The sequence below is a fragment of the Mycobacterium sp. UNC410CL29Cvi84 genome, assembly GCF_000686745.1.
GTDB lineage: Bacteria > Actinomycetota > Actinomycetes > Mycobacteriales > Mycobacteriaceae > Mycobacterium > Mycobacterium mucogenicum_B.
The window spans coordinates 71,852-96,455 of record NZ_JMLM01000015.1 but is presented as its reverse complement, the minus strand read 5'-3'; the positions used below and the strand labels follow the sequence as shown (position 1 = coordinate 96,455).

Below are 24,604 nucleotides of genomic sequence, written 5' to 3'. Positions count from 1 at the left end.
AATGACCGCTTCTGACGTGACCACCATCGGTAGTTTCGCCGATGTCCCGCTGCACGGAGAAAGCCCGGTAGCGCCGTCCTCCAGCGCCGTTGACACCCACGTCGCCGACGCCGCCCAGGCGCACGGCTACACCGCGGAGCAGCTCACCTGGTCGACGCCCGAGGGCATCGACGTCAAGCCGGTGTACATCGCCGAAGACCGTGACGCCGTCGCCGCGGCCGGCTACCCGCTGGACAGTTTCCCGGGCACCCCGCCGTTCATCCGCGGGCCGTACCCGACCATGTACGTGAACCAGCCGTGGACCATCCGTCAGTACGCCGGGTTCTCCACCGCCGCCGAGTCCAACGCGTTCTACCGCCGCAACCTGGCCGCCGGCCAGAAGGGCCTGTCGGTCGCGTTCGACCTCGCCACCCACCGCGGCTACGACTCGGACCACCCGCGCGTCCAGGGCGACGTCGGAATGGCCGGTGTGGCAATCGATTCCATCCTCGACATGCGTCAGCTGTTCGACGGTATCGACCTGGGCAGCGTCAGCGTCTCGATGACGATGAACGGCGCCGTGCTGCCGATCCTCGCGCTCTACGTCGTGGCCGCCGAGGAACAGGGCGTGCCGCCGGAGAAGCTGGCCGGGACCATCCAGAACGACATCCTCAAAGAGTTCATGGTCCGCAACACCTACATCTATCCGCCGAAGTCGTCGATGCGGATCATCTCGGACATCTTCGGCTACACCAGCACCAAGATGCCGAAGTTCAACTCGATCTCCATCTCGGGCTACCACATCCAAGAGGCCGGGGCCACAGCGGATTTGGAGCTGGCGTACACGCTGGCTGACGGCGTCGAGTACATCAAGGCCGGTCTCGACGCGGGCCTGGACATCGACAAGTTCGCGCCGCGCCTGTCGTTCTTCTGGGGCATCGGCATGAACTTCTTCATGGAGGTGGCCAAGCTGCGCGCCGGCCGTCTGCTGTGGAGCGAGCTGGTCGCCGAGTTCAGCCCCAAGAGCGAGAAGTCGCTGTCGCTGCGTACCCACTCGCAGACCTCGGGCTGGTCGCTGACGGCGCAGGACCCGTTCAACAACGTCGCGCGCACGTGTATCGAGGCCATGGCCGCCACGCAGGGCCACACGCAGTCGCTGCACACCAACGCCCTCGACGAGGCGCTGGCGCTGCCCACCGACTTCTCGGCCCGCATCGCCCGCAACACCCAGCTGCTGCTGCAGCAGGAGTCGGGCACCACGCGGCCCATCGACCCCTGGGGCGGCTCGTACTACGTCGAGTGGCTCACCCACCAGCTCGCCGAGAAGGCCCGTGCGCACATCAAGGAGGTCGCCGAGCACGGCGGCATGGCGCAGGCCATCGGCGAAGGCATCCCGAAGCTGCGCATCGAAGAGGCCGCCGCACGTACCCAGGCGCGCATCGACTCCGGTGCCCAGACGGTGATCGGCGTCAACAAGTACCAGGTGGACGAGGACCAGGAGATCGAGGTCCTCAAGGTCGAGAACAGCCGGGTGCGGGCCGAGCAGCTCGCCAAGCTCGAGCAGCTGCGCGCCGATCGCGACGAGGCCGCCACGCAGGCGGCACTGGCCGAATTGACCCGCGCCGCAGGCGAATCCGGGCACGCCGGGGAAGACGGACTGGGCAACAACCTGATGGCGCTGGCCATCAACGCGGCCCGCGCCAAGGCCACCGTCGGCGAGATCTCCGACGCGCTGGAGAAGGTGTACGGCCGGCACCAGGCCGAGATCCGCACCATCGCCGGCGTCTACCGCGACGAGGTGGGGAAGACCGGAAACGTGAGCACCGCAACCGAATTGGTCGAGAAGTTCGCCGAGGCCGACGGCCGTCGCCCCCGCATCCTGGTGGCCAAGATGGGCCAGGACGGCCACGACCGCGGCCAGAAGGTCATCGCCACCGCGTTCGCCGACATCGGCTTCGACGTGGACGTCGGCTCGCTGTTCTCCACGCCCGACGAGGTGGCGCGGCAGGCGGCGGACAACGACGTGCACGTGGTCGGCGTGTCGTCGCTGGCGGCGGGTCACCTCACGCTGGTGCCCGCGCTGCGCGACGCACTGGCCGAGGTGGGGCGTCCGGACATCATGGTCGTGGTCGGCGGCGTGATCCCGCCGGGCGACTTCGACGAGCTGTACGAGGCGGGCGCCGCGGCGATCTTCCCGCCCGGGACGGTGATCGCCGACGCCGCGATCGGCCTGTTGGGCAAGCTCGCCGAGCGGCTGGGCTACAAGCTCTGAGGTGGCGGGCATGACGACCCCGGTTCCTGAACTCGCAGCCAGGATCCGGGCCGGCGATCGAGCGGCGCTGTCACGTGCCATCACGCTGGTCGAGTCCACCCGGGCCGACCATCGTGATGCCGCACAGCAGTTGCTGCTCGAGCTGACCCCAGAGGCCGGCAGCGCGCTGCACGTCGGCATCACCGGCGTCCCCGGCGTCGGCAAGTCGACGACGATCGAAGCGCTCGGCATGCACCTCATCGGGCGGGGCCACCGCGTCGCAGTGCTGGCCGTCGACCCGTCGTCGACCCGTACCGGTGGTTCGATCCTCGGCGACAAGACCCGGATGGCGCAGCTGGCCGTGCAGCCGGAGGCCTACATCCGGCCGTCACCGACGTCGGGCACGCTCGGCGGGGTCGCCAAGGCCACCCGCGAGACCATCGTGCTGCTGGAGGCGGCCGGCTACGACGTGGTCCTGGTCGAGACCGTCGGCGTCGGCCAGTCGGAGGTGACGGTGGCCAACATGGTCGACACCTTCGTCTTCCTGACGCTGGCCCGCACCGGTGACCAGTTGCAGGGCATCAAGAAGGGCGTGCTGGAGCTCGCCGACGTCATCGTCGTCAACAAGGCCGACGGCGAGCACGCCATCGAAGCCAAGGCCGCGGCGCGGGAACTGTCCGGGGCGATCCGGTTGATCTATCCGCGCGACACGCTGTGGCGGCCCCCGGTGCTGACCATGAGCGCGCTGACCGGCGACGGTCTGGCCGCGATGTGGGACACCGTGCTCAAACATCGTGAAACCCTCAGCGCGGCAGGCGAATTCGAGGCCCGGCGGCGCGCCCAGCAGGTCGACTGGACCTGGACGATGGTGCGGGACACGGTCCTGGACCGGGTGCTGTCGAATCCCGCCGTCAAGGCCAATCGCGACGAGGTGGAACGTCAGGTGCGCGAGGGTGAGCTGACGCCGGCGTTGGCCGCGCAGCGCATCATCGACCTCGCGAACTGACCGGCCCGAGATTGCCGGCAGGTTGGCCGGCGCAATAGGGGAACCGGCCCGGCGGGTATTCCGGCTAGGCGCTGGCGAAACCAATTTCGGGACGGTGCCGCGGCGTGCCCGGACTGCGGAAGAAAATGCGGTCGCGCGTTCCTGGCTATCTGACTGTTTCCTCGGGCATGCACGCTGACCTCTGAACTCGCCGGCATGACGATGCCTTCGCAAGCGGTTACGCCGGCGTAAGTGCGATCTTGAAGTGGAAATGCCGGTGGCGCCGAGCCTGTGTATCCAGACTTTTTAGCTAACAGATTGATAACGTCGGAGATGATCGGCGGCAGGCGCACGTCATCATTTGGTAATGACCAACGCTATTCGCCGGGAGCGCAACGTCGCGCCTCTCCGGTCCGCCGGCGGGCCTCTTCCGCAGGGCGTCCACGGTGCCGCTGACCCGAGTTTCGCAACGGTGGTGCGGGCCTTTTCCGCCATGTTCCCCAGTCGCTATCTGGGCGGCGGCGCCCTCTCGGTGTACCTCGACGGCGTTCCCGTCGTCGACGTGTGGACGGGGTGGGCCGACCGGTGGGGCAACCGGCCGTGGGACGCCGACACCGGCGCCATGGTGTTCTCGGCGACCAAGGGGTTGGCCTCGACCGTCATCCACCGCCTGGCCGACCGGGGCCTGATCGCCTACGACGCGCCCGTGGCCGAGTACTGGCCGGCCTTCGGGGCCAACGGCAAGGCCGGCGTGACGGTGCGGGAGCTGATGCGGCACCGCGCCGGGCTGTCGCAGCTGAACGGCGCCACGCGCGACGAGCTGATGGACCACCGCCTCATGGAACGGCGGCTGGCGGCGGCTCCGATGAGCTGGATGAAGGGGCGCCCGGCGTACCACGCCATCACCTACGGCTGGCTGTTGTCGGGCCTGGCCCGCGCGGTGACGGGTCAGAGCATGCGTGAACTGTTCCGCACCGAGCTGGCGGAGCCGCTCGGCACCGACGGCCTGCATCTCGGCCGCCCGGCCGCGGACGCGCCCACGCAGCCCGCGCAGATCATCGGCCCGCAGTTCCGCATCCGCAATCCGTTGTTCGACGCGGTGGCGCCGCACGTGGCGAAGTTGCCGTTCTCCGGCGGCTTCGGCTCGATGTACTTCACCGGCATGCGGTCGATGGCACAGGGCGACACGCCGCTGCTGGATTCCGAGATGCCGGGCGCCAACGGCGTGGCCACGGCTCGATCGCTGGGGCGCGTGTACGGCGCGATGGCCAACGGCGGCCAGATCGACGGCCTGCGCTTCCTGTCCGCGGGCACGGTGGCACAGTTGCGGGGGACCGGCAGCGTCTTTCCCGATCTGGGCCTCGGCCTGCCCATGGATTTCAACCTCGGATACCACGGCGTGCCGTTCCCCGGTGTCATGCCCGGGTTCGGTCACGTCGGTCTCGGCGGGTCGCTGGGATGGGCGGATCCTGACCGCGGCCTGGCTTTCGGCTTCGTGCACAACCGCCTGCTGACGCCGCTGATGCTGGCCGATCAGGCCGGTTTCGTGGCGCTCGCGGCAATGGTGCGACACGGCGCGGCGCAGGCGCGCAGCAACGGCTTCTGCCGGGTCACGGAGTTCGGTGCGTCATACGCCGATCCGGCTCCGGTTGCGGGCTGACGGAGTTTGCGCGCGCGAGATATGTGGCCGCATCGGAAGCGATGCGGACCGCCCTCAACACCGGACTTTCGAATACACGCAGATGTCCGGCATGTTGATTTTTTGCCCGTATCGAGCGGAGTTCGTCACAGTAGATATTTCGTACCATGCGTATTGACCATTGCCGACAATACGATTTTATGGCCGCAGCCTGTAGTTCTACGATTTTCGCTGCGTTGCTCGAATTTCAATAACGATATCCACGCAAACATTTGTGGTGTCGCAGCCCTCGCGTGGGTGCGGTGCTGGGGTGAACGATGTTCGCTACGGACCGCTATGCTTCCGCCCCGTGGCTGGTTCGAAATGGCTCCGAACCAAACCCCTGCGCAACGGCGCGCCGGGCGGGTTGGGCCTTCCGCAGCGAGTGTGCTGCGGATATCCGCTGCTGACGGTCGCCTGGTAGCGATTCGACCGAAACGGGTAGCCCCGAATCGGCGGATCAGTTAATTTGACCCGGTAGGATTTCGAGCCAGTTTGTTTAACGCGGCAAAGACGATTTCGCAGAGATTTTGAGCGCGGTCTGCAAAGCCACCCGACACGGTGTGTCGGAATCCGGCCGGACTGCACGGAGAGGCGGTAGCTAAGTGGGTGGGTCACCGACGACACCCGTCGCGATCATCGGCATGGCATGCCGGCTTCCCGGCGGCATCAGCTCGCCGGACGAGCTGTGGGAAGCCCTGCTGCGCGGTGACGACCTGGTTACCAAAGTTCCGTTGGAACGGTGGGACGCCGAGGAGTACTACGACCCGGAGCCCGGCGTGCCCGGCCGGTCGGTCTCCAAGTGGGGCGGTTTCCTGGATGACGTTGCCGGTTTCGACGCCGACTTCTTCAACATCAGCGACCGCGAAGCCACCGCGATCGACCCACAGCACCGCCTGATCCTCGAAACCTCTTGGGAGGCCGTGGAACACGCGGGCATCGATCCCGCCACCCTGGCCGGCTCGCTCACCGGTGTCTTCGTGGGCATGACCCACGGCGACTACCAGCTGCTGGCCGCCGACGCCCACGCCATCGAGGGCCCGTACGGCTTCACCGGTAACAACTTCAGCCTGGCCTCGGGTCGTGTGTCGTACCACCTCGGTGCCCACGGCCCGTCGTACACGGTCGACTCGGCCTGTTCGTCCAGCCTCCTCGCCATCCACAACGCCTGCCGCAGCCTGCACGACGGTGAGAGCGACGCCGCCCTCGCCGGCGGTGTCTCGATCATGCTGGAGCCGCGCAAGATGTCCTCGGGTTCGGCCCAGGGCATGCTGTCGCCGACCGGCCACTGCCACGCCTTCGATGTCGCCGCCGACGGCTTCGTCTCCGCCGAGGCGTCGGTCATGTTCATGCTGAAGCGCCTGGACGACGCGCAGCGTGACGGCGACCGCGTCCTCGCGGTCATCCGCGGCACGGCGAGCAACCAGGACGGCCACACCGTCAACATCGCGACCCCGGGCGCGGACGCCCAGGTCGCCGTCTACCGGCGCGCACTGGACCTCGCCGCCATCGACCCCGCCACCGTCGGCTACATCGAGGCGCACGGCACCGGAACGCCCGTCGGCGATCCGATCGAATACTCAAGTCTGGCAACGGTTTACGGCAAGCAAGGGCCCGTCGTGCTGGGCTCGGTCAAGACCAACGTCGGACATGCGCAGTCGGCGTCGGGTGCGGTCGGCCTGATGAAGACCGTCCTGGCCCTGCAGCACGGCGAGGTTCCGAAGAACCTCTACTTCAACGAGATGCCCGCCGAGATGGCGGCCATCAGCACCGGGTTGTTCGTGCCGACGGACCTCGTACCGTGGCCCGCGACCGCCGACCACCCGCGCCGTGCCGCCGTGTCCGCCTACGGCCTGTCCGGCACCAACGTGCACGCCGTCGTCGAGCAGGCCCCGGCCGAGTCGTCGCCGCGCGTCGTGGAAGCGGATAGACAGGGCAGCCTCAGCGCCGATGGCAAACTGCTGTTCCCGGTGTCGTCCACCTCGGCCGAGGAACTGCGCCGCACCGCCGGCAAACTGGCCGACTGGGCCGCGACCCAGGGCGAGGCCCTCGACCTGGCCGACACCGCCTACACGCTGGCGCGCCGCCGCGCCCACCGACCGGTTCGCGCCGCCGTCCTCGCCGAGGACGCCGCCGGCCTGATCGAGGCGCTGCGTGAGGTCGCCGACAGCGAGACCCCGTACCAGGCCGCGGCCGGTAAGGGAGACCGCGGTCCGGTGTGGGTGTTCTCGGGTCAGGGTTCGCAGTGGGCGGCCATGGGCGCCGGCCTGCTGGCCGCCGAGCCCGCATTCGCGGCCGCCATCGCCGAGATCGAACCGCTCATCGAGGCGGAGTCGGGCTTCTCGATCACCGAGGCCATCACCGCCGGTGAGACGGTGACCGGCATCGACCGCATCCAGCCCGCCGTGTTCGCGATCCAGGTGGCGCTGGCCGCCACCCTGCGGTCCTACGGTGTGCAGCCCGGCGCGGTCATCGGCCACTCGATGGGTGAGTCCGCCGCCGCCGTCGTCTCCGGCGCGCTGTCGCTCGAAGATGGCGTGAAGGTGATCTGCCGCCGGTCGAACCTGATGCTCAAGGTGTCCGGCTCGGGCGCCATGGCGTCGGTGGAGCTGCCCGCCCAGCAGGTGCTCTCCGAGCTCGGCGCGCGCGGCGTCAGCGACGTCGTGCTCGCGGTGGTCGCCTCGCCGCAGTCGACCGTCGTCGGTGGTGACAAGGACGCCATCCGCGCGCTGGTCAAGGAATGGGACGAGCGGGGCGTCATGGCCCGCGAGGTCGCCGTCGACGTCGCGTCGCACACCCCGCAGGTCGACCCGATCCTGGACGAGCTCGCCGACGCCCTCGAGGACCTCGAGCCCGACGAGCCGGCGGTGCCGTACTACTCGGCCACGCAGTACGACCCGCGTGATCCCGCGGACTACGACGCCGACTACTGGGTGGACAACCTGCGCCACACCGTGCGTTTCGGTGCTGCGGTACAGGCCGCGCTCGACGACGGTTTCCGGGTGTTCATCGAGCTGGCCCCGCATCCGCTGCTGGTGCACGCGGTCAACCAGAACGCCGCGCACCAGGACATCGGCATCGCCGCGCTGGCCGCGATGCGTCGCGAACAGGACGTGCCGAACGGTCTGCGCGACGTCGTCGCCGATCTGCACACCGCCGGCGCGGCCATCGACTTCTCGGTGATCTACCCGGACGGCGTGCTGGTCGACGTGCCGTTGCCGACGTGGACCCGTAACCACCTGATCCTGACGCGTGATCCGCACGAGCAGGCCCCCGGCGGGGCGTCGCTCGCGGTGCACCCGCTGCTCGGCGCGCACGTGCGGCTCCCGGAGGAGCCCGAGCGGCACGTCTGGCAGTCCGATGTGGGTACCGGCGTCCAGCCCTGGCTGGGTGACCACCAGGTGCACAACGTCGCGGCGCTGCCGGGTGCGGCGTACTGCGAGATGGCGCTCGGCGCGGCCCGCGAGGTGCTGGGCGAGGCCTCCGAGGTCCGCAACGTGACGTTCGAGGCCATGCTGCTGCTCGAGGAGGAGACCGCCGTGTCGGCGGTGGCCACCGCGGTGCCGTCGGGCGACATCGACTTCCTCGTCGAGACCTATCAGGACGGCGAGCAGGTGCGCCGTGCGGCCGCGACGCTGCATGCCATCGAGGACGACGCCTCCCGGCCGAGCTACAACCTGGCCAAGCTGGTCGCCGCCCACACCGAGGACGTCGACGGTGGCGACCTGCGTACCTGGTTCGGCGAGCGCGGCATCCAGTACGGCCCGGCGTTCTCGGGCCTGACGGCGGCCCACACGACCGCGGGCACCACGGTGCTCGCCGCGGTTGCGCTGCCGGGTGCCATCCGGTCGCAGCAGAGTGCCTACACCGTGCACCCGGCGCTGCTCGACGCATGCTTCCAGGCGGTGGCTGCGCATCCCGAGCTGCACGGCGACACCACCGGCGCGCTGATGCTGCCGCTGGGCGTCGGCAAGCTGCGGGCCTACGAGTCGACCCGCAACGCGCACTACTGCTACGTCAAGCTCGTCAGCCTCTCGCCGACCGCGGTCGAAGCCGACATCGATGTGCTCGACGAGCACGGCGCGGTGCTGCTCGCGGTGAGCGGCCTGCGGCTCGGCACCGGCGTGTCCGAGGAGGGCCAGCGTGAGCGGCTGCTCAACGAGCGGCTGCTGAACATCGAGTGGCGCAGCCAGGACGCGCCCGTCGCCAACGTGGTCGATCCGGGTCGCTGGCTGCTGATCTCGGCCGCCGCCGACGCGGACAGCCTGACCGAGAAGCTGTCCGAGGTGCTGCAGTCCGACGAGGCCGACGTGTCCACCATGGCGTGGCCGGCCGACGCCGACCATGCGTCGAACCTCGAGTCGCTGCAGGCGACGCTGACGGCCAAGCCGTTCAAGGGCGTCGTCATCGTCACGGGTGCGCCCGAGGACTCGGCCGCTTCCGCATCGGTGGCCACCGCACAGCGCGGCGTGACGCAGGTCGAGCAGCTCGTCCACATCGTGCGGGGCCTGCCCGACGTCCCGGGCCAGCCGGCGCGGCTGTACGTGCTCACCCGGGGTGCCCGCACCGTGCTGTCTGCCGATGTGGCCAACCTGGAGCAGGGCGGCATCCGCGGCCTCGTCCGGGCGATCGGCATGGAGTACCCGGCGATGCGGCCGACGCAGATCGACCTGGACGTGCAGGCCGACGTGGCGCACGTCGCCGCCGAACTGCTGTCCGGCTCCGAAGAGGACGAGACGGCCTGGCGGTCGGGCGAGTGGTTCACCGCACGCCTGAACCTCAGCCAGCTGCAGCCCGAGGAGCGTCGCACCACGGTTGTGCGGCCGGAAACCGACGGTGTGCAGCTGCAGATCCGGACCCCCGGAGACCTGTCGTCGGCCGAGCTGGCGGCGTACGAGCGCGTCGCTCCGGGACCGGGCCAGATCGAGGTCTCGGTCGCGGCGTCGAACCTCAACTTCGCCGACGTGCTGGTCGCCTACGGCCGGTACCCGAGCTTCGAGGGCCGGCTGCCGCAGCCGGGCGCGGACTTCGCCGGTGTGGTCACCGCGGTCGGCCCGGGCGTCACCGATCATCAGATCGGCGACCGGGTCGCGGGCATCTCGCTGACCGGTGCCTGGAAGACGTTCGTCACCTGCGACGCCAACCTGGCCGTGAAGATTCCGGACGACCTGCCCGAGGGCAGCGCGGCGGCGGTGCCCAGTGCGCACGCCACCGCCTGGTACGGCCTGCACAACCTGGCCCGTATCCAGGCCGGCGACAAGGTGCTGATCCACTCCGCCACCGGTGGTGTGGGCCAGGCCGCCATCGCCATCGCGCGGGCCGCGGGCGCCGACATCTACGCCACCGCCGGTAGTGACGATCGTCGAAACCTGTTGCGCAGCTGGGGAATCCAGCATGTCTATGACTCGCGCAGCACCGCCTTCGCCGAGGAGATTCGCCGCGACACCGACGGCTACGGCGTCGACGTCGTGCTGAACTCGCTGCCCGGTGCGGCGCAGAAGGCCGGTGTCGAGCTGCTGACCTTCGGCGGCCGGTTCGTCGAGATCGGTAAGCGCGACATCTACGGCGACACCCGGATGGGCCTGTTCCCGTTCCGCCGGAACCTGTCGTTCTACGCGCTCGACCTGGCGCTGCTGACGCTGACCAACCCCGACGTCACGCGCGGCATGCTCGAGACGATCTTCGGACAGATCGCCGACGGCGTGCTGCCGGTGCCGGACACCACGCACTACCCGCTGGCCGAGGCCGCCACCGCCATCCGCGTGATGGGCGCGGCGGGCCACACCGGCAAGCTCGTTCTCGACATCCCGCACACCGGGGAGTTCGAGGCGGTGCTGTCGCCGGAGAACGCTCCCGTGTACCGGGCCGACGGCTCCTACATCGTCACCGGTGGTCTGAGTGGCCTGGGCCTGTTCCTGGCCGAGAAGCTGGCCGCCGGTGGTTGCGGACGCATCGTGCTCAACGCGCGTTCGGAGCCGAGTGCCGCGACCGCGAAGGCCATCGAGGCCGTCCGGAGCAAGGGTGCCGAGGTCGAGGTGGTGCTGGGTGACATCGCTGCCGCCGACACCGCCGCGCGCCTGGTCGCCGCGGCCGAGTCGACCGGCAAGCCGCTGCGCGGCGTGCTGCACGGCGCCGCCGTGGTCGAGGACGCGACGTTGCCGAACATCACCGACGAGCTGATCGAACGCGACTGGGCTCCCAAGGTGTACGGCGCATGGCACCTGCACGAGGCGACGGCCGGGTCCGAGCTGGACTGGTTCAGCTCGTTCTCGTCGGCAGCCGCGATGGTGGGCTCACCCGGACAGGGTGCGTACGCCGCGGCAAACAGCTGGCTGGACGCGTTCACCCAGTGGCGCCGTTCGCAGGGTTTGCCGGCGACGGTCATCGCCTGGGGTGCGTGGGCCAAGATCGGCGCCGGGCAGGGCATGGCGGCCGACGAGGCCATGGCGATCGATCCGGAGGACGGCGCGTACGCGTTCGACGCGATCATCCGCCACGACCGCGCCTACGCCGGCTACGCGCCGGTGGCCGGCGCCGACTGGCTGGTGGCTTTCGCGCAGACCAGCAAGTTTGCGGAGTCGTTCGCCAACATCGGGCGGGGCGGTGCGGGCACCAGCGAATTCCTCGCGGAGTTCCACGCACTGTCGGAGGAGGAGCGGCCGGCTCGTCTGAGGCGCCTGATCACCGACGCTATGTCTATGATACTTAGGCGATCTGTCGACCCCGACCGTCCGTTGGCCGAGTACGGCCTCGATTCACTCGGGGCGCTGGAACTGCGGACCCGTATCGAAGCTGAGACGGGTGTCCGGATCGGTTCGTCGGACATCACGAATGTCCGAGCACTGGCAGAACGCCTGGGGGAGGCGATTTCGACGGCGATTTCGACATGACGGGTCAGAGTAGGGCGTCACAGAAGCCGCGCGCTGAATTCACCGAAGCACAGGAGAGTGAACATGGTTGCGATTAGGACCATCCATGACTGGATGGGTTCCTCGGGTGTTCTGACTTCCTGGAACCCTTCGTCTGCGTCGCTTGCCAAGCTGCGCAACGCACCGGTCAGCTCGGTACCGGTCAGCTACCAGCAGAGCCAGCACATCCGCGCGTTCCGTTCGCACGAGCGCAACGGCACGGACATGGCCCGGCTGAACATCGCCGCATGGGACATGCCGGGTAAGTGCGACGTCCGGGCGATGACGCACGTCATCAACGCCTACGTCCGCCGGCACGACACCTTCCACAGCTGGTTCGAGTTGCTCGACGACGATTCGGTGGTGCGCCGGACGGCGAAGAGCCCGCGCGACATCAAGCTGGTGGCCACCGAGCACGGCGAGATGAACGCGCAGCAGTGGCGTGACCACGTGCTCGCGACGCCCGATCCCCTGCAGTGGGACTGCTTCCACTTCGGCATCATCCAGCGCGACGACCACTTCACCTTCTACTTCAGCATCGACCACGTGCACACCGATGCACTGCTGATGGGACTGGTGCTCGTCGAGATCCACCTGATGTACGCGGCTCTCGTGAGTGGCGCCCCGCCGATCCCGCTGGCCGACGCCGGCAGCTACGACGACTACTGCGTCAAGCAGGCGGAGTTCACGTCGGCGCTGACGCTGGAGTCCCCGGAGGTCAAGGACTGGATCAAGTTCGCCGAGGCCAACGATGGCACGCTGCCGTGCTTCCCGCTGCCGCTCGGCGACCCGTCGGTGCCCTGCGGTGGCGAGATGCTGACCGTCCGGTTGATGGACAAGCATCAGTCGGAGCGGTTCGAGTCGGCCTGCCTGTCCGCGGGTGCCCGCGTGATCGGTGGCGTCATCGCGTGCGCGGCGCTTGCCGAGCACGAGCTGACGGGCCGGCCGATCTACAACGTCATCACCCCGACCACGACGCGCCGCACTCCGGCCGAGTTCATGACGACGGGCTGGTTCACCGGCGTCGTGCCGATCAGCGTCCCGGTGGTGCCGGAGTCGTTCGGCGACACCGCCCGCGCCATGCAGAAGGCGTTCGACGCCGGCATGGAACTCGCGCACGTCCCGTTCGAGCGCGTGCTGGAACTGGCCGAGGGCAAGGTCGCCTCGATCCGCAAGGCGGACCCGGGCGTGCCGATGGTGTCGTACCTCGACACCAACCTGCCGCCGCTGTCGCCGGCGATCATGAACGAGTGGGAACGGCTCAACGGCCGCGTGTACAGCGATGCCCGCTCGGCGTACCAGATCGGCATCTGGGTGAACCGTTCCGAGAAGGAAACCTCGGTCACCATCGCCTACCCGGACAACCCGATCGCCCGCGAATCGGTGGACAAGTACCTGCACGCGATGCGTGCGGTGTACCTGCGCGTCGCCGACGGCGGCGGTTCTGGTTCGGGGCGCTCAGATGCCTTGCGCCACAACGGCTGCCGCAGCGAACTGATTCGAGCTGTGAAGGGCTGACCTGTGACGACCTCCACGCGGCCGCCGCGTGTGCCTTTGTTGCGCCGCTGGTTCGCCGACGACAACGACGGTGACGAGAGCCGCGTGCTCGACTACGTCGACCAGGCGATGTTCCTGGGTCTGCGGGCCACCGGACAGGCCGCGGTCATGCAGTTCGGCTGGGTTTACGAGCACCCGGTCGACATGGATGGTCTGCGCCGGTTCCACTACAACTTCGGTCACGGCCTCGGCGGGCGGCAGATCGAGCCGTCGATCCTGCCGTTCGGCCGGCATCGCTGGGTGTCGGCGCTCGGGCCGCCCGCGCCGATCCGGATGTACGAGACCGTGCGTCCCCGGTCGGAACTCGGCGACTTCCTCGACGAGCACGCCCAGATCCCGGTCGACCCCGAATTCGGACCGACGTGGCACATGGGTGTGCAGCCGCTCGACGACGGCGCCACGGTGGTCAGCCTGGTCGGTTCGCACTGCATCGCCGACGGTGGCGGCGCGATGCTGACGGTGTTCGAATCGGTGACGGGCCAGCGGCGCGACCTCGGTCTGCCGCAGCCACACTCCCGGTCCCGTTGGGGCGCGGTGCGCGCCGATCTGCGCCAGACCTTCCGCGATCTGCCCGAACTCGGCCGGTCGATCAAGTCGGCGGCGAAGCAGGCCTATCAGAAGCGCAGCGAGCTGCGACGCTCCGGGAAGTCGCCTGCGGCCCATCTGGATTCGGACAGTGCCAAGCAAAATCTCGTGGTACCTGCGATCTTTGCGTTCATCGACGCCGCCGAGTTCGAAGCGCGGGCCAAGGCGCTCGGTGGAAACAGCTATGCGCTGATCGCCGGATTCGCCGCCCGGTTGTCCGAGCGGATGGGCCGGTTCAGCGAGGCCGAGGGCGTGGTGCCGCTGGTCGTGCCGATCAACGACCGCACGCTGGAGGACACCCGTGCCAACGCGGTGCTGATCGGTGATGCCCGGGTCAATCCGAAGGGTGTCGCCGAGGATCTGACGGAGACGCGGGCGGTCATCAAGGAAGCCCTGCGCAAGATGCGTGAGGAGCCCGACGAGAAGTTGGAGCTGCTGCCGCTGACGCCGTTCATCCCCAAGCGGGCCGTCACGCAGGCCGCTGACATCGCGGTCGGGTTCGGCGAGTTGCCGGTCTTCTGCTCGAACCTCGGTGTGCTGCCGGACGATCTGGCTCGCGTCGACGGAACTCAGGCCGAATACGTCATGGCACGCGGCGTCGACGGGCAGGTTCCGCGCGGCGTGCTGGAGCACCGCAAAGGCATTCTCACCGTCATCTCGATGCAGATGATCGGGCGCGTGTCGATGGCCGTCATCGGCTACCAGCCGGGCGCCGAGAACACCAAGGCGACGCTGCGGGCGCACGTGGAAGCGACGCTGGCCGAGTTCGGCCTGTCGGCGGTCTACGAATAATCCGCGTAATCCCAAGTTCGACAACCGAATAACCGAAGCGAAGGGCCAGGTCTATTTTGTCCACTGATACCCGGTCGAACGGAACCGGCCGCGGCCGGTTCGCCAAGCTGCCTGACGAACTGGACCGTCCGCAGGACCGTCTGGACTACATGGACGAGGCGACCTTCCTGTCGTACCGGGCCAGTGGCCGGGTCCAGGTAATGCTGGCGCTGTGGTTCTACGAAGGGCCCGTCGACCTCGACGGCCTGCGCCGCTTCCACGCGAACTTCGGCCGGAGCCTGGCGGCCCGGCGCATCGAGCGCTCGCCGCTGCCGTTCGGCCGCGCCCGCTGGGTGGCCGCGCCGGCTGTCGAGCGCCCGCTGGACATCGTCGAAACCGCCCGTCCGCGTTCGGAACTGACCGACTGGCTGGAGGAGCGCTCGCAGATCCCGATCGATCCCGAGCACGGCCCCGGCTGGCACCTGGGTGTCCAGAAGTTCAGCGACGGTTCGACGGGCGTGGCGCTGGCGCTGTCGCACTGCCTGATCGACGGCACCGGTGCGGTGGCCGCGATCATGGAGTCGGTGCTCGGACAGGGCCGCGATCTGGGCTACGCCCAGCCGGGCTCCCGGACCCGCTGGCAGGGTCTGCGCGCCGACCTGCGCCAGGCCCGGCGCGATTGGCCCGAGGTCCGGCGGACCGTGGTGGCCGCGGCCAAGATGCTGCACCGCCGGCGGCATGAAATCTCCAAGTCCGGTGACACCCGGCCCGCGCCGACGGCGGCCAACCCCGACGAGTACGTGCTGCTGCCGTTCGCCGGTACCCACATCGACGTCGAGCAGTGGGACGCCAAGTGCGCCACCCTCGGCGGCAACACCTACTCGCTGGCCGCGGCGTTCGCCGCCCGGCTGGGGGTGCGGATGGAACGGCATCGCAAGCACGACAACAACATTGCGCTCATGGTCGCGGTCAACGACCGGACGTCGATGGAGGACACCCGCGCCAACGCCATGGCGTTCGCCAACCTCACCGTCGACCCGACGCACGTCGCCAAGGACCTGACGGATCTGCGGGGCGCGCTGCGCACGTCGCTGTCCACGGCCAAGGAACAGCCGGACGAGTCGTTCATCCTGCTGCCGCTGACGCCGTTCATCCCGCTGCGCGCGGTGAACAAGACGGCCGACCTGGTGCTCGGCGACATGCCGGTGACGTGCTCCAACTTCGCTGAGCTGCCGGACCTGATGTGCCGCCCCGACGGCGTCAACCAGGCGACGTTCCTGAACTGCTGGGGTGTCGAGCAGAAGGTCAAGCGGGCCGACATCGAGCGGCCCGGCGGCCTGCTGGTGGTCGCGTCCGGCCGCTACAACGGCCGGGTGAACCTCGGCATCGTCGGCTACCAGGTGGGCGCCGAGAACAACCGGGCCATGTTGCGCGAACTCGTCCGCGAGACGCTCGAGGAATTCGACCTCACGCCGCTGACCATCTACTGACGGGCGGTCCCGCCCAGGCCCCTAACGGGCCTGGGCGGCCTTTTCCAACAGGTCCGCGGTGCGTGCGACGCTGTCCGCGGGCTTCGTCATGCGGGCGGCAGCGGCCCGGACCCGGTCCGCGCACTCCGGCTGCAGCGCGGTGCGCAGGGCGGCCTTCAGCGACGCCGGTGTGGTCTTCGAGAACCGGCGCGACGCGCCCAGCTGCAGCTTCTTGACCTGCCCGGCCCACACCGGCTGATCGGCACTGACCCACAGCACCACCGTCGGCACCCCGGCGCGCAGCCCGGCCGCGGTGGTGCCGGCGCCGCCGTGGTGGACCAGGGCCCGGCACAGCGGGAACACCGCAGCGTGGTTGACCGCACCGACCAGCTTCACGTGGTCGCCCAGCGTGGTGTCCGGCAGATCCCAGACGCCCGAGCTGATCAGCGCCCGCTCGCCGAGTTCGGCACACACCGTGTCGATCATCGCGACGGCCTCGGCGGGGGATTCGACCGGCATGCTGCCGAAGCCGAAATAGATGGGCGGCTTGCCATTTGCGATCCACGCCATCACGTCGGAGTCGGTGTCGGTCTGCAGCTCCATCGACATGGACCCGACGAGCGGCTTGGCGTCACCGTATTCGGCCGCCAGGCCGGGGAACAGCACTTCGTCGTAGGCCTGGATTTCCAGGGCCCCGCGGTCCTCGATGCGCCGGACCGCCCGCACGGTGGCCGGCGGCAGGCCCAGGGTGCGCCGCTGGATGTCTTCGGCCTCCTTGAGCATGCGCCAGTGGAACCACTCGCCGACCGCGAAGCCGCGGCGGATCAGCGGCAGTGGCAGCGGGACCGGCAGCACCTGGCTGTTGGGGCGGAACGGGAAGTAGTGCAGCGCGGCCAGCGGGATGTCGAAATGCTCGGCGACGTTGGCGGCCACCTCCTGATAGGTGGTCCCCGCGAGCAGCAGATCCGCGTCCGCGGCGACCTCCGTGAGGGTGGCACTCATGTCCTGCCAGCCCTGCGTCATGTAATCCCGGAGTTCGCGGACCACACTCACGGGGTTCTTGATGCTCAAGTGGTCACGAAAGATGTCCGCATCCAGTTGCTGCTGAGAATCCACGCCGTAGCTGGCAGGCTCGGGAAGGCCCGCCGACGCGACGAACGAAACCAGATTCGGCGGCACGGCCATGCGTACTTCGTGGCCGCGGCGCAGCAATTCTCGGGCCACGGCGCCGCTGGGCTCGATGTCTCCGCGCGTGCCATGAATGGCGATAGCAAACTTCACAGAATTCCACACATATCGGTCTGCCGCTGATCTCCGCATTGCTGGGGCATGAATGGCAACGGGAACGCCGGATGCCCGGAGGCATGGCGGGGGATGGGTGACTTCATCAGTGGCACACCCGATTACAGCATGGCGACAGCAATGCGGCTCTTTGACGGCGTCGATATTGCGCTGCCGGTCGGTGCATCAGATCCGTTTGCGGCGTGTAGCCTGTCGGGGATGCTGAAACGTGCCAGGCCAAGCGGTGCTTTGGCACATGCGGGTTTCGCCGCACTCGGCAAGTTCGTGGTGCGGCGTCCCGTCGTGGTTTTGGCCGGGTGGGTCGGCATTGCGATCGTCCTTTTTCTCGCGCTTCCGACGTTGGTCGACGTTGCCAGCCGGCGTCCGCCGCCGTTCCTGCCGCCCGATTCGTCGACGCTGATCGCCTCCAACGCGATGAAGAACGCGTTCCGCGAGGCCGACGCCGGCAACATCGCGGTCGTCCTGCTGACCAACGAAAAGGGCTTCAGCAAGGAAGACGAAGAGGTCTACCGGCGGCTGGTCGACAAGCTCAACGCCGACAAGACCAACGTCCGGTCCACACAGGACTTCATCCACATCCCCGAGCTGCGCCAGGTGATGGCCAGCAAGGACGGGAAAGCGGTGCAGCTGCCCGTCAGCCTCGTCGGGAGTATGGGCACCGGCCCCGGCCAGCTGGCGTACCGCAATGCCAAGAAGACCATCGAAGAGGTGGTCAAGGGCAGCGACCTGACGCTGAACATCGTGGGCGCGTCGGCCACGTTCCAGGACATCAATGACATCGGTGCCCGCGATCAGCACATGATCGAGACGGCCACCGGCATCCTGGTCTTCTCGATCCTGATCATCGTGTACCGCAGCGTTGTCGCGATGTTGCTGCCGCTCGTCACCATCGGTGTCTCGCTGATCGTCGCGCAACAGTTGGTGGCGGGACTGGGACTATTGGGTCTCGCGGTGGGACCGCAGACCCTGGTGCTGATGACCGGCATGATGATGGGCGCCGGGACCGACTACGCCATATTCCTGTTCAGTCGATATCAGGAGTTCATCAGACAAGGCGTCGCCACCGACCGGGCGCTGGTATCCGCGCTCACGTCGATCGGTGAAGTCATCGCCGGCTCGGCCGGCACCGTCGCGATCACGTTCCTGGCGCTGTCGTTCGCCACCCTCGGGGTCTTTGCCACCATCGGGCCGGCGCTGGCCGTGACCGTGCTGGTCGGCTTCCTCGCGTCGGTGACCATGCTGCCGGCGCTGATCGTCCTGGTCGGGCGCCGCGGCTGGATCAAGCCGCGCAAGGACATGACGGGCAAGTTCTGGCGTCGCTCGGGCGTCAACATCGTGCGCCGCCCGGTGACCCACCTGGCCGGCAGCCTCGCGGTGCTGCTGGCACTCGCCGGTTGCGCGACGATGGTCCGCTACAACTACGACAACCGCAAAGACCTCGACCCGGACGCGGCGAGCAACGTCGCCTACACGGCGCTGAACAAGCACTTCCCGATCAGTACGACGATGCAGCAGTTCATCCTGATCCAGTCGCCACGCGACCTGCGCGCCCCGAAGTCGCTCGCCGACATGGAGCAGATGGCACAGCGCGTCGCCCAGCTGCCGCACATCGACGCCGTCCGCGGCATCACCCGACCCACCGGTGACGTACTGGAGCAGGCCAAGGCGACCTACCAGGCCGGTGAGGTCGGCAGCAAGCTCAAGGACGCCTCGAACCTCATCAACGGCAATGACGCGCTGCTGCAGAAGCTGGTGGACGGCGAGTATCAGCTCGCGGACGCGCTGAACCAGATCCGCACGCAGGTGCTCGGTGGGATCGGCCCGGTGCGGCAGATGCTGACCCAGATGTCGGCGCTGCAGAAGCAGTACGGCGGGTCGAAGACGCTGGACGATCTCGACAAGTCGGCCAAGATGGTGTCCCAGATGACGTCATTGGGCGACGCCGTCGGCGGGCAGCTGGTCCGCGTCGGCGACGTCTACAAGTGGTCCGGGAAGGCCCTCGAGACGCTGAACGCGACGCCGTTCTGCAACTACTACCCGGCGTGCAACGACCTGAAGATCGGTCTGCAGAACGTCAACGACGGCAACGACCCCGAGACGGTGCAGAAGGTCATCAACCTCGGCCACATGCTGCAGCAGTACAAGAGCGACCCCGGGATGGACGACAAGGTCCGCGGGATGGGCACCAACATCGAGAGCATCACCAGCCTGCTCAAGCAGCTGCGCCTGTATGACACCGCGGACCTGGAGCGGCGGCTGCAACAGGCGGTCGACGGCGTCAACCTGCTGGCAGATTCGAGCAAGCAGCTCGCCGACGGTGTGAAGCTGCTGGTCGACCAGGTCCGGGGCATGGGCGGCGGTCTGAACCAGGCCTCGTCGTTCCTGCTCGGTATGCGCCGCGACGCCAACACGCCGCAGATGGCCGGTTTCTACGTGCCACCGGAGATCCTGAGCCGCAACGAGTTCGAGAAGGCCGCGACGCTGTTCGTGTCGCCGGACGGCCACACGGTGCGCTACCTGGTGCAGACCGCGCTGAACCCGTTCGGCACCGAGGCCATGGACCAGACCAACGCGATCGTCAAGGCGGCCCAGACGGCACTGCCCAACACGACGCTGTCCGATGCGAAGGTGTCGATGGTCGGTCTGTCCGCGGTGAACCGCGACATTCGCGACTACTACAACAGCGACATCCAGTACATCGTCATCGTGACGCTGATCGTGGTGTTCCTGATCCTGGTGCAGCTGCTGCGGTCGGTCGTGGCGCCGCTCTACCTGGTGCTGTCGGTGGTGCTGTCGTACGGTTCGGCGCTGGGCATCGGCGTGGTGTTCTTCCAGTTCATATTGGGCTACGACATCTCCTGGAGTGTGCCGGGTATCGCCTTCCTGGTGTTGGTGGCGGTCGGCGCCGACTACAACCTGCTGCTGATATCCCGAATACGTGACGAGGCGAAATGGGGCGTGCGCTCGGCGATCGTGAAAACGGTCGCCGCGACGGGCGGCGTCATCACCTCTGCCGGCCTGATCTTCGCGGCGTCGATGCTCGCGATGACCGTCAGTAGCATCCTGGGCGCCGTGCAGCTCGGCTTCATCATCGGCGTCGGCCTGCTGCTGGACACGTTCATCGTCCGTACGGTCACCGTGCCGGCGACCGCGGCACTGCTCGGTGACGCCAACTGGTGGCCGTCGAAGTCGCCGCGGCGCAAGCGGGAAGAGGCCGAGGAGGCCGAAGCCGCGGCCGCCACCGAACGGCTGCTGGCCGAGCGCAAGGCCCGCCGGGAGTCCGACGAGGTCGAGCCGTGCCCGGAGTGCGGTTACGCGGCCACGTGTGACGCCTGCCAGATGACGACGGCCTTCGAGGCCGCCGGAGCGGTCCAGCACCGCGGCTTCTTCGGCTGAGCGGATATCGAATTTCCGAGAAATTGAACTTTCTCGTCAATAAACCTGGTTGAATTCCTGGCGTCCGGCGGGGGATTCAGGGGTCGATGTTTTGTGCGGCGACCAGATGCGCCCGCACCGCGACTCTGAAGAACAGGACATTCGATCACCGATGGATCTCCGGAAATTCGCTGACGCATTGCGGCCACTTCCAGGATGGATCGGGGGTGGCATTCTCGACTGGTATCAACTCGGGCTCAGAAAGCCGCGCGACGCGACCACCTATTACGGGGCGACCATTCATTGCGACCCCGTCGACTCGATTCAGCGGAGCATCATCTATTACGGCGTGTGGGAACCCGCCATTTCGCGCATCATCGAAAACAGTCTCGCGCCGGGAGATCTGTTCGTCGACATCGGCGCGAACATCGGCTACGACGCCATGCTCGCGGCCACCCGGGCCGACGTCGTCGCGATCGAGGCGGCACCCCACATCTACCGAAAGATGTTGCGCAATCTGGAGATCAACCGCGATCTCGCCGACCACATCCGCCCGGTGAATGTTGCGGTGTCCGACCATGCGGGCGAACTCGACCTGTATGACTTCGGCCCCCGCAACATCGGTGCCACCACGACGTTGCCGTCCCGGAAGGGAAAGAAATGCGCGACGGTCGCAGCGGCGCCGTTGCTGGATATTCTCTCGCCGGAGGAATTGGCACGTGTGCGCCTGATCAAGATGGATGTCGAAGGTGCTGAAACGACAATTCTCAACGACATTTTCGACCACATCGATGCGTTTCCCGAGAATATGAGCATCATCTTCGAGGCCAATCCGGAAGACGACCAAGCCGCGTTCGATGTCATGTTCAAGCGAATTCAGCAAAACTTCGCCGCCTACGAAGTGGAGAACGGCTACAGCAATGCGTGGTATCTCAAATGGAAAGGCGGTCCGCTCAATGAACTGCAGACAGCGCCGAAGCGGCGAACCGATATTCTCCTGACGCGCGCCTAGCGCCGTCAGCCGCCCCGGACCAGGCTGCGCGGTGCGCAGCCTGGTCGCGGCGGCGGATCAGGCGGATCAGGCGTCGAGACGCGCCAGGGCACCCTTGCGGTACAGCTCGGTGCAGGCCTGGCGGCGAATCTTGCCGCTCGTGGTGATCGGGATCGAGCCGCGGCCGACCAGCACGAGGTCGGCGGCGTTCACGCCGTGCACCTGCGAGATGGCGGAGGTGATGTCGTGCTTGACCTGGGCCAGGTTCTCGCGGACCTCGTCCTCGGTCTCGCCGCGCTTCTTCATCTCGATGACGACGGCGAACTGCTCGACACCGTCCTCCTCGAAGCCGACGGCGGCGGTGCGGCCGCCCGAGACCGCGCTGACGGTGGCCTCGATGTCGTCGGGGTACAGGTTGCGGCCGCGGATGATCAGCAGGTCCTTGATGCGGCCGATGATGAACAGCGAGCCTTCGGAGATGAAGCCGAGGTCGCCGGTACGCAGCCAGGTGTCCGACGGGGTGCCCTCGGGGGCGTCCTCGAGCACGCCGCGGAAGGTCTTCTCGGTTTCTTCGGGCTTGTTCCAGTACCCGGCACACACGTTCTCGCCGTGCGTCCAGATTTCGCCGACGGTGCCCTCGGGGGCCTCGCGGCGGGTCTCCGGGTCGACGATGCGAACCAGGGGCGACGGCGAGAAGCCGTAGCTCACCAGCGGGCTGCCGGATTCGACGCGCTCGACGATGCCGTCGGCCAGCTTCTCGGTGTCGAATTCCACGACCGTCGGCGGCTCGCCGGATTCGCGGGACGCCACGTAGAGGGTGGCCTCGGCCAGGCCGTAGCTGGGCCGGACGGACTTGCCCGGCAGGCCGAACTTGGCGAAGCGCTGGATGTAGCGCTTGACGGTGGTCGGCTGCACGCGCTCGGCGCCGCTGAAGACCGTCAGGACGGTGCTCAGATCCTTGCCGGCCATGTCCTCGTCGGTGGTCCGCGCGGCGGCCAGGTCGAAGGCGAAGTTCGGCGCGGCGGTGATGACGTTCTTGTGGCTGCCCATCAGCTGCATCCAGCGGGCGGGCTTGACCAGGAACGAGATGGGGCTGGTCATCACGGTGTGCCAGCCGCCGAGTATCGGCGTGCACACGCCGAGCAGCAGGCCCATGTCGTGGTACAGCGGCAGCCACGTCACGACGGTGCTTCCGGGAGGCGCGACCTTGCCCCACTCGGAGAAGAAGACCGCGATCATCTGCTCGTAGTTGGCCGAGACGTTGCGGTGCGACACCATGACGCCGGCGGCCGTGCGGGTCGAGCCGGAGGTGTACTGCAGGTACGCGGTCTCGGGGCGAACTTCGCGGCGCGAGAACGGCTTACGACGGGTCTCGAGGTCCAGCTCGTCGACCGCGAGGACGACGGGGCTGCGGCCGTCGTCGTTCGGCGTCGCGTACTGCGCGACGGCGTCCTTGCTGGCCGCGGTCGTCAGGGCGACGACCGGCTGCGCATCCTTCATGACGGAGATGACGCGCTCGTCGTGGTGACCCATGATCGGCTGGGTCAGCGGGACGGCGATCATGCCGGCCTCGAGGGCGCCGAGGAAGCCGACGACGTATTCGAGGCACTGCGGAGCGACGATCACCACACGGTCACCGATCTCACCGTGCTGGCGCAGTTCGTGGGCCACCGCGACGCTCTGCTGGTACAGCTGAGCCCAGGTGAGCGTCTTCGCCACACCGTCGGGGTCGGTGTCGTAGTCCATGAACGTGAAAGCCAGGTCGTTGGGTTGCAGGCTGGCGCGCTCGCGCAGGACGGCCGGCAGAGACGACTCGATCACGGACACTTCCTCCTCGGGGGTATACGGGCAGGGGTGAAGGCCGGGTGTCGTCGAAGACGGTGAAACACAGTCAAACTGACACCGGGTGCCGGATAGCAGAGTAAGGCATACGCGCAGATTTTGACGTATCAGGCTTTTTGCTGACGAGTCTCCGGCGGTGGGTGACGGAGGGTCAGCGGGCGGCCTTCGAGAACCACTTGGTCTTGATCAGCCACGAGTGCGCGGACGCCAGTGCGAAGACCCCGCCGCACATGCAGGCGAAGACCCACACGAACTTGCCGTCCTCGAGTGGCTGCAGCTCCGGTACGAGCGATGTCAGGATGCGGGTGGCGCAAGCCAGGATGCCGCTGCCGGTGGCGAACAGGTAGATGTTGGCGATGCGCCGCGAGTCTTCGTTCTTGCGCAGCACCAGCAGGGCGCGCGCACCGAACACCAGCAGGTAGGTCAGCGTGCCGCACAGCACGAGCCAGTAGGCGGCCAGCCAGCCGTCGGTGGGCATGGTGAACAGGTCGGGGGAGTACTCGCGTCCGGCGACGCTCATCGAGAACAGCGCCAGCAGGATCGGGATGCACAGGGTGGCGGGCCGCTCGATGTACTGCGTGAACATCTTCTGCATCGCCGAGTCGTCGGCGAGGCGGCCGATGGCGTTGTAGACGATGGCCGACGCGGCCACGATGTAGCAGTCGTGGCCCAGGTAGGCGGGCAGGTTCCAGACGCCGGTCATCGAGTGGATGGCACGGCCCAGCGTGTCGGCGGCCATCGGGGACATCAGGGCGACGGCCGCGGCCTGCAGCGCGATGTTGAGGGTCGCCGCGACTTCCCAGCGGCAGGACCACGTGACGCGACGGATCCAGAGACTCCACGCCATGCAGGCGAGAGTGATCGTGATGAGAAATGTGAGAGCCATGGTTGAAGCCTTTTGGAAGCCCGTG

The 24,604-nt window shown here is 67.8% G+C and carries 12 protein-coding genes; 9 read left to right on the top strand and 3 right to left on the bottom strand.

What is annotated here, in order from left to right:
• Position 1 precedes the first annotated feature (1 nt).
• The 7 genes from scpA (at position 2) to BR47_RS0121065 (ending at position 16,204) form a co-directional block, all read left to right on the top strand.
• Complete coding sequence (gene scpA, locus BR47_RS0121095; protein ID WP_020100537.1) at positions 2–2,251, top strand: methylmalonyl-CoA mutase; 2,250 nt, start codon at positions 2–4, stop codon at positions 2,249–2,251.
• 10 nt (positions 2,252–2,261) lie between these two features.
• Positions 2,262–3,236, top strand: coding sequence for a methylmalonyl Co-A mutase-associated GTPase MeaB (meaB, locus tag BR47_RS0121090; protein WP_029105013.1), 975 nt, complete (start codon positions 2,262–2,264; stop codon positions 3,234–3,236).
• 346 nt (positions 3,237–3,582) lie between these two features.
• Positions 3,583–4,875, top strand: a complete 1,293-nt coding sequence (gene lipL, locus BR47_RS0121085; protein WP_029120703.1) for an esterase/beta-lactamase LipL — start codon at positions 3,583–3,585, stop codon at positions 4,873–4,875.
• 662 nt (positions 4,876–5,537) lie between these two features.
• On the top strand, positions 5,538–11,783 hold the full coding sequence (gene pks2, locus BR47_RS0121080; protein WP_051634932.1) for a sulfolipid-1 biosynthesis phthioceranic/hydroxyphthioceranic acid synthase: 6,246 nt from the start codon (positions 5,538–5,540) through the stop codon (positions 11,781–11,783).
• A 63-nt stretch (positions 11,784–11,846) separates the two neighbouring features.
• Positions 11,847–13,319 (top strand): condensation domain-containing protein, encoded by a 1,473-nt coding sequence (locus tag BR47_RS31065; RefSeq protein ID WP_051634931.1) that lies wholly within the window; start codon positions 11,847–11,849, stop codon positions 13,317–13,319.
• 3 nt (positions 13,320–13,322) lie between these two features.
• Positions 13,323–14,735, top strand: coding sequence for a hypothetical protein (locus tag BR47_RS0121070; protein ID WP_020100532.1), 1,413 nt, complete (start codon positions 13,323–13,325; stop codon positions 14,733–14,735).
• 56 nt (positions 14,736–14,791) lie between these two features.
• A complete protein-coding gene (locus tag BR47_RS0121065; RefSeq protein WP_020100531.1) occupies positions 14,792–16,204 on the top strand; it encodes a hypothetical protein in 1,413 nt (470 codons plus the stop codon).
• Positions 16,205–16,225: 21 nt separating this feature from the next.
• Here BR47_RS0121065 and BR47_RS0121060 read toward each other — a convergent pair whose 3' ends face one another.
• On the bottom strand, positions 16,226–17,464 hold the full coding sequence (locus BR47_RS0121060; RefSeq protein WP_020100530.1) for a glycosyltransferase: 1,239 nt from the start codon (positions 17,462–17,464) through the stop codon (positions 16,226–16,228).
• Between the two features lie 219 nt (positions 17,465–17,683).
• Between BR47_RS0121060 and BR47_RS0121055 the strand changes: the two genes are divergently transcribed.
• Both BR47_RS0121055 and BR47_RS32205 read left to right on the top strand, forming a co-directional pair.
• Positions 17,684–20,881 (top strand): MMPL/RND family transporter, encoded by a 3,198-nt coding sequence (locus BR47_RS0121055; RefSeq protein ID WP_177127398.1) that lies wholly within the window; start codon positions 17,684–17,686, stop codon positions 20,879–20,881.
• Between the two features lie 49 nt (positions 20,882–20,930).
• Positions 20,931–21,872, top strand: coding sequence for an FkbM family methyltransferase (locus BR47_RS32205; protein ID WP_141772254.1), 942 nt, complete (start codon positions 20,931–20,933; stop codon positions 21,870–21,872).
• Positions 21,873–21,938: 66 nt separating this feature from the next.
• Here BR47_RS32205 and BR47_RS0121045 read toward each other — a convergent pair whose 3' ends face one another.
• The gene (locus tag BR47_RS0121045) at positions 21,939–23,678 is read right to left on the bottom strand and encodes an AMP-binding protein (RefSeq protein ID WP_020100527.1); all 1,740 of its coding nucleotides are present in this window, start codon (positions 23,676–23,678) and stop codon (positions 21,939–21,941) included.
• A gap of 166 nt (positions 23,679–23,844) precedes the next feature.
• Positions 23,845–24,579 carry a hypothetical protein gene (locus BR47_RS0121040; protein WP_020100526.1) on the bottom strand — a complete coding sequence of 245 codons (735 nt, stop codon included), beginning with the start codon at positions 24,577–24,579 and terminating at the stop codon, positions 23,845–23,847.
• Positions 24,580–24,604 lie beyond the last annotated feature (25 nt).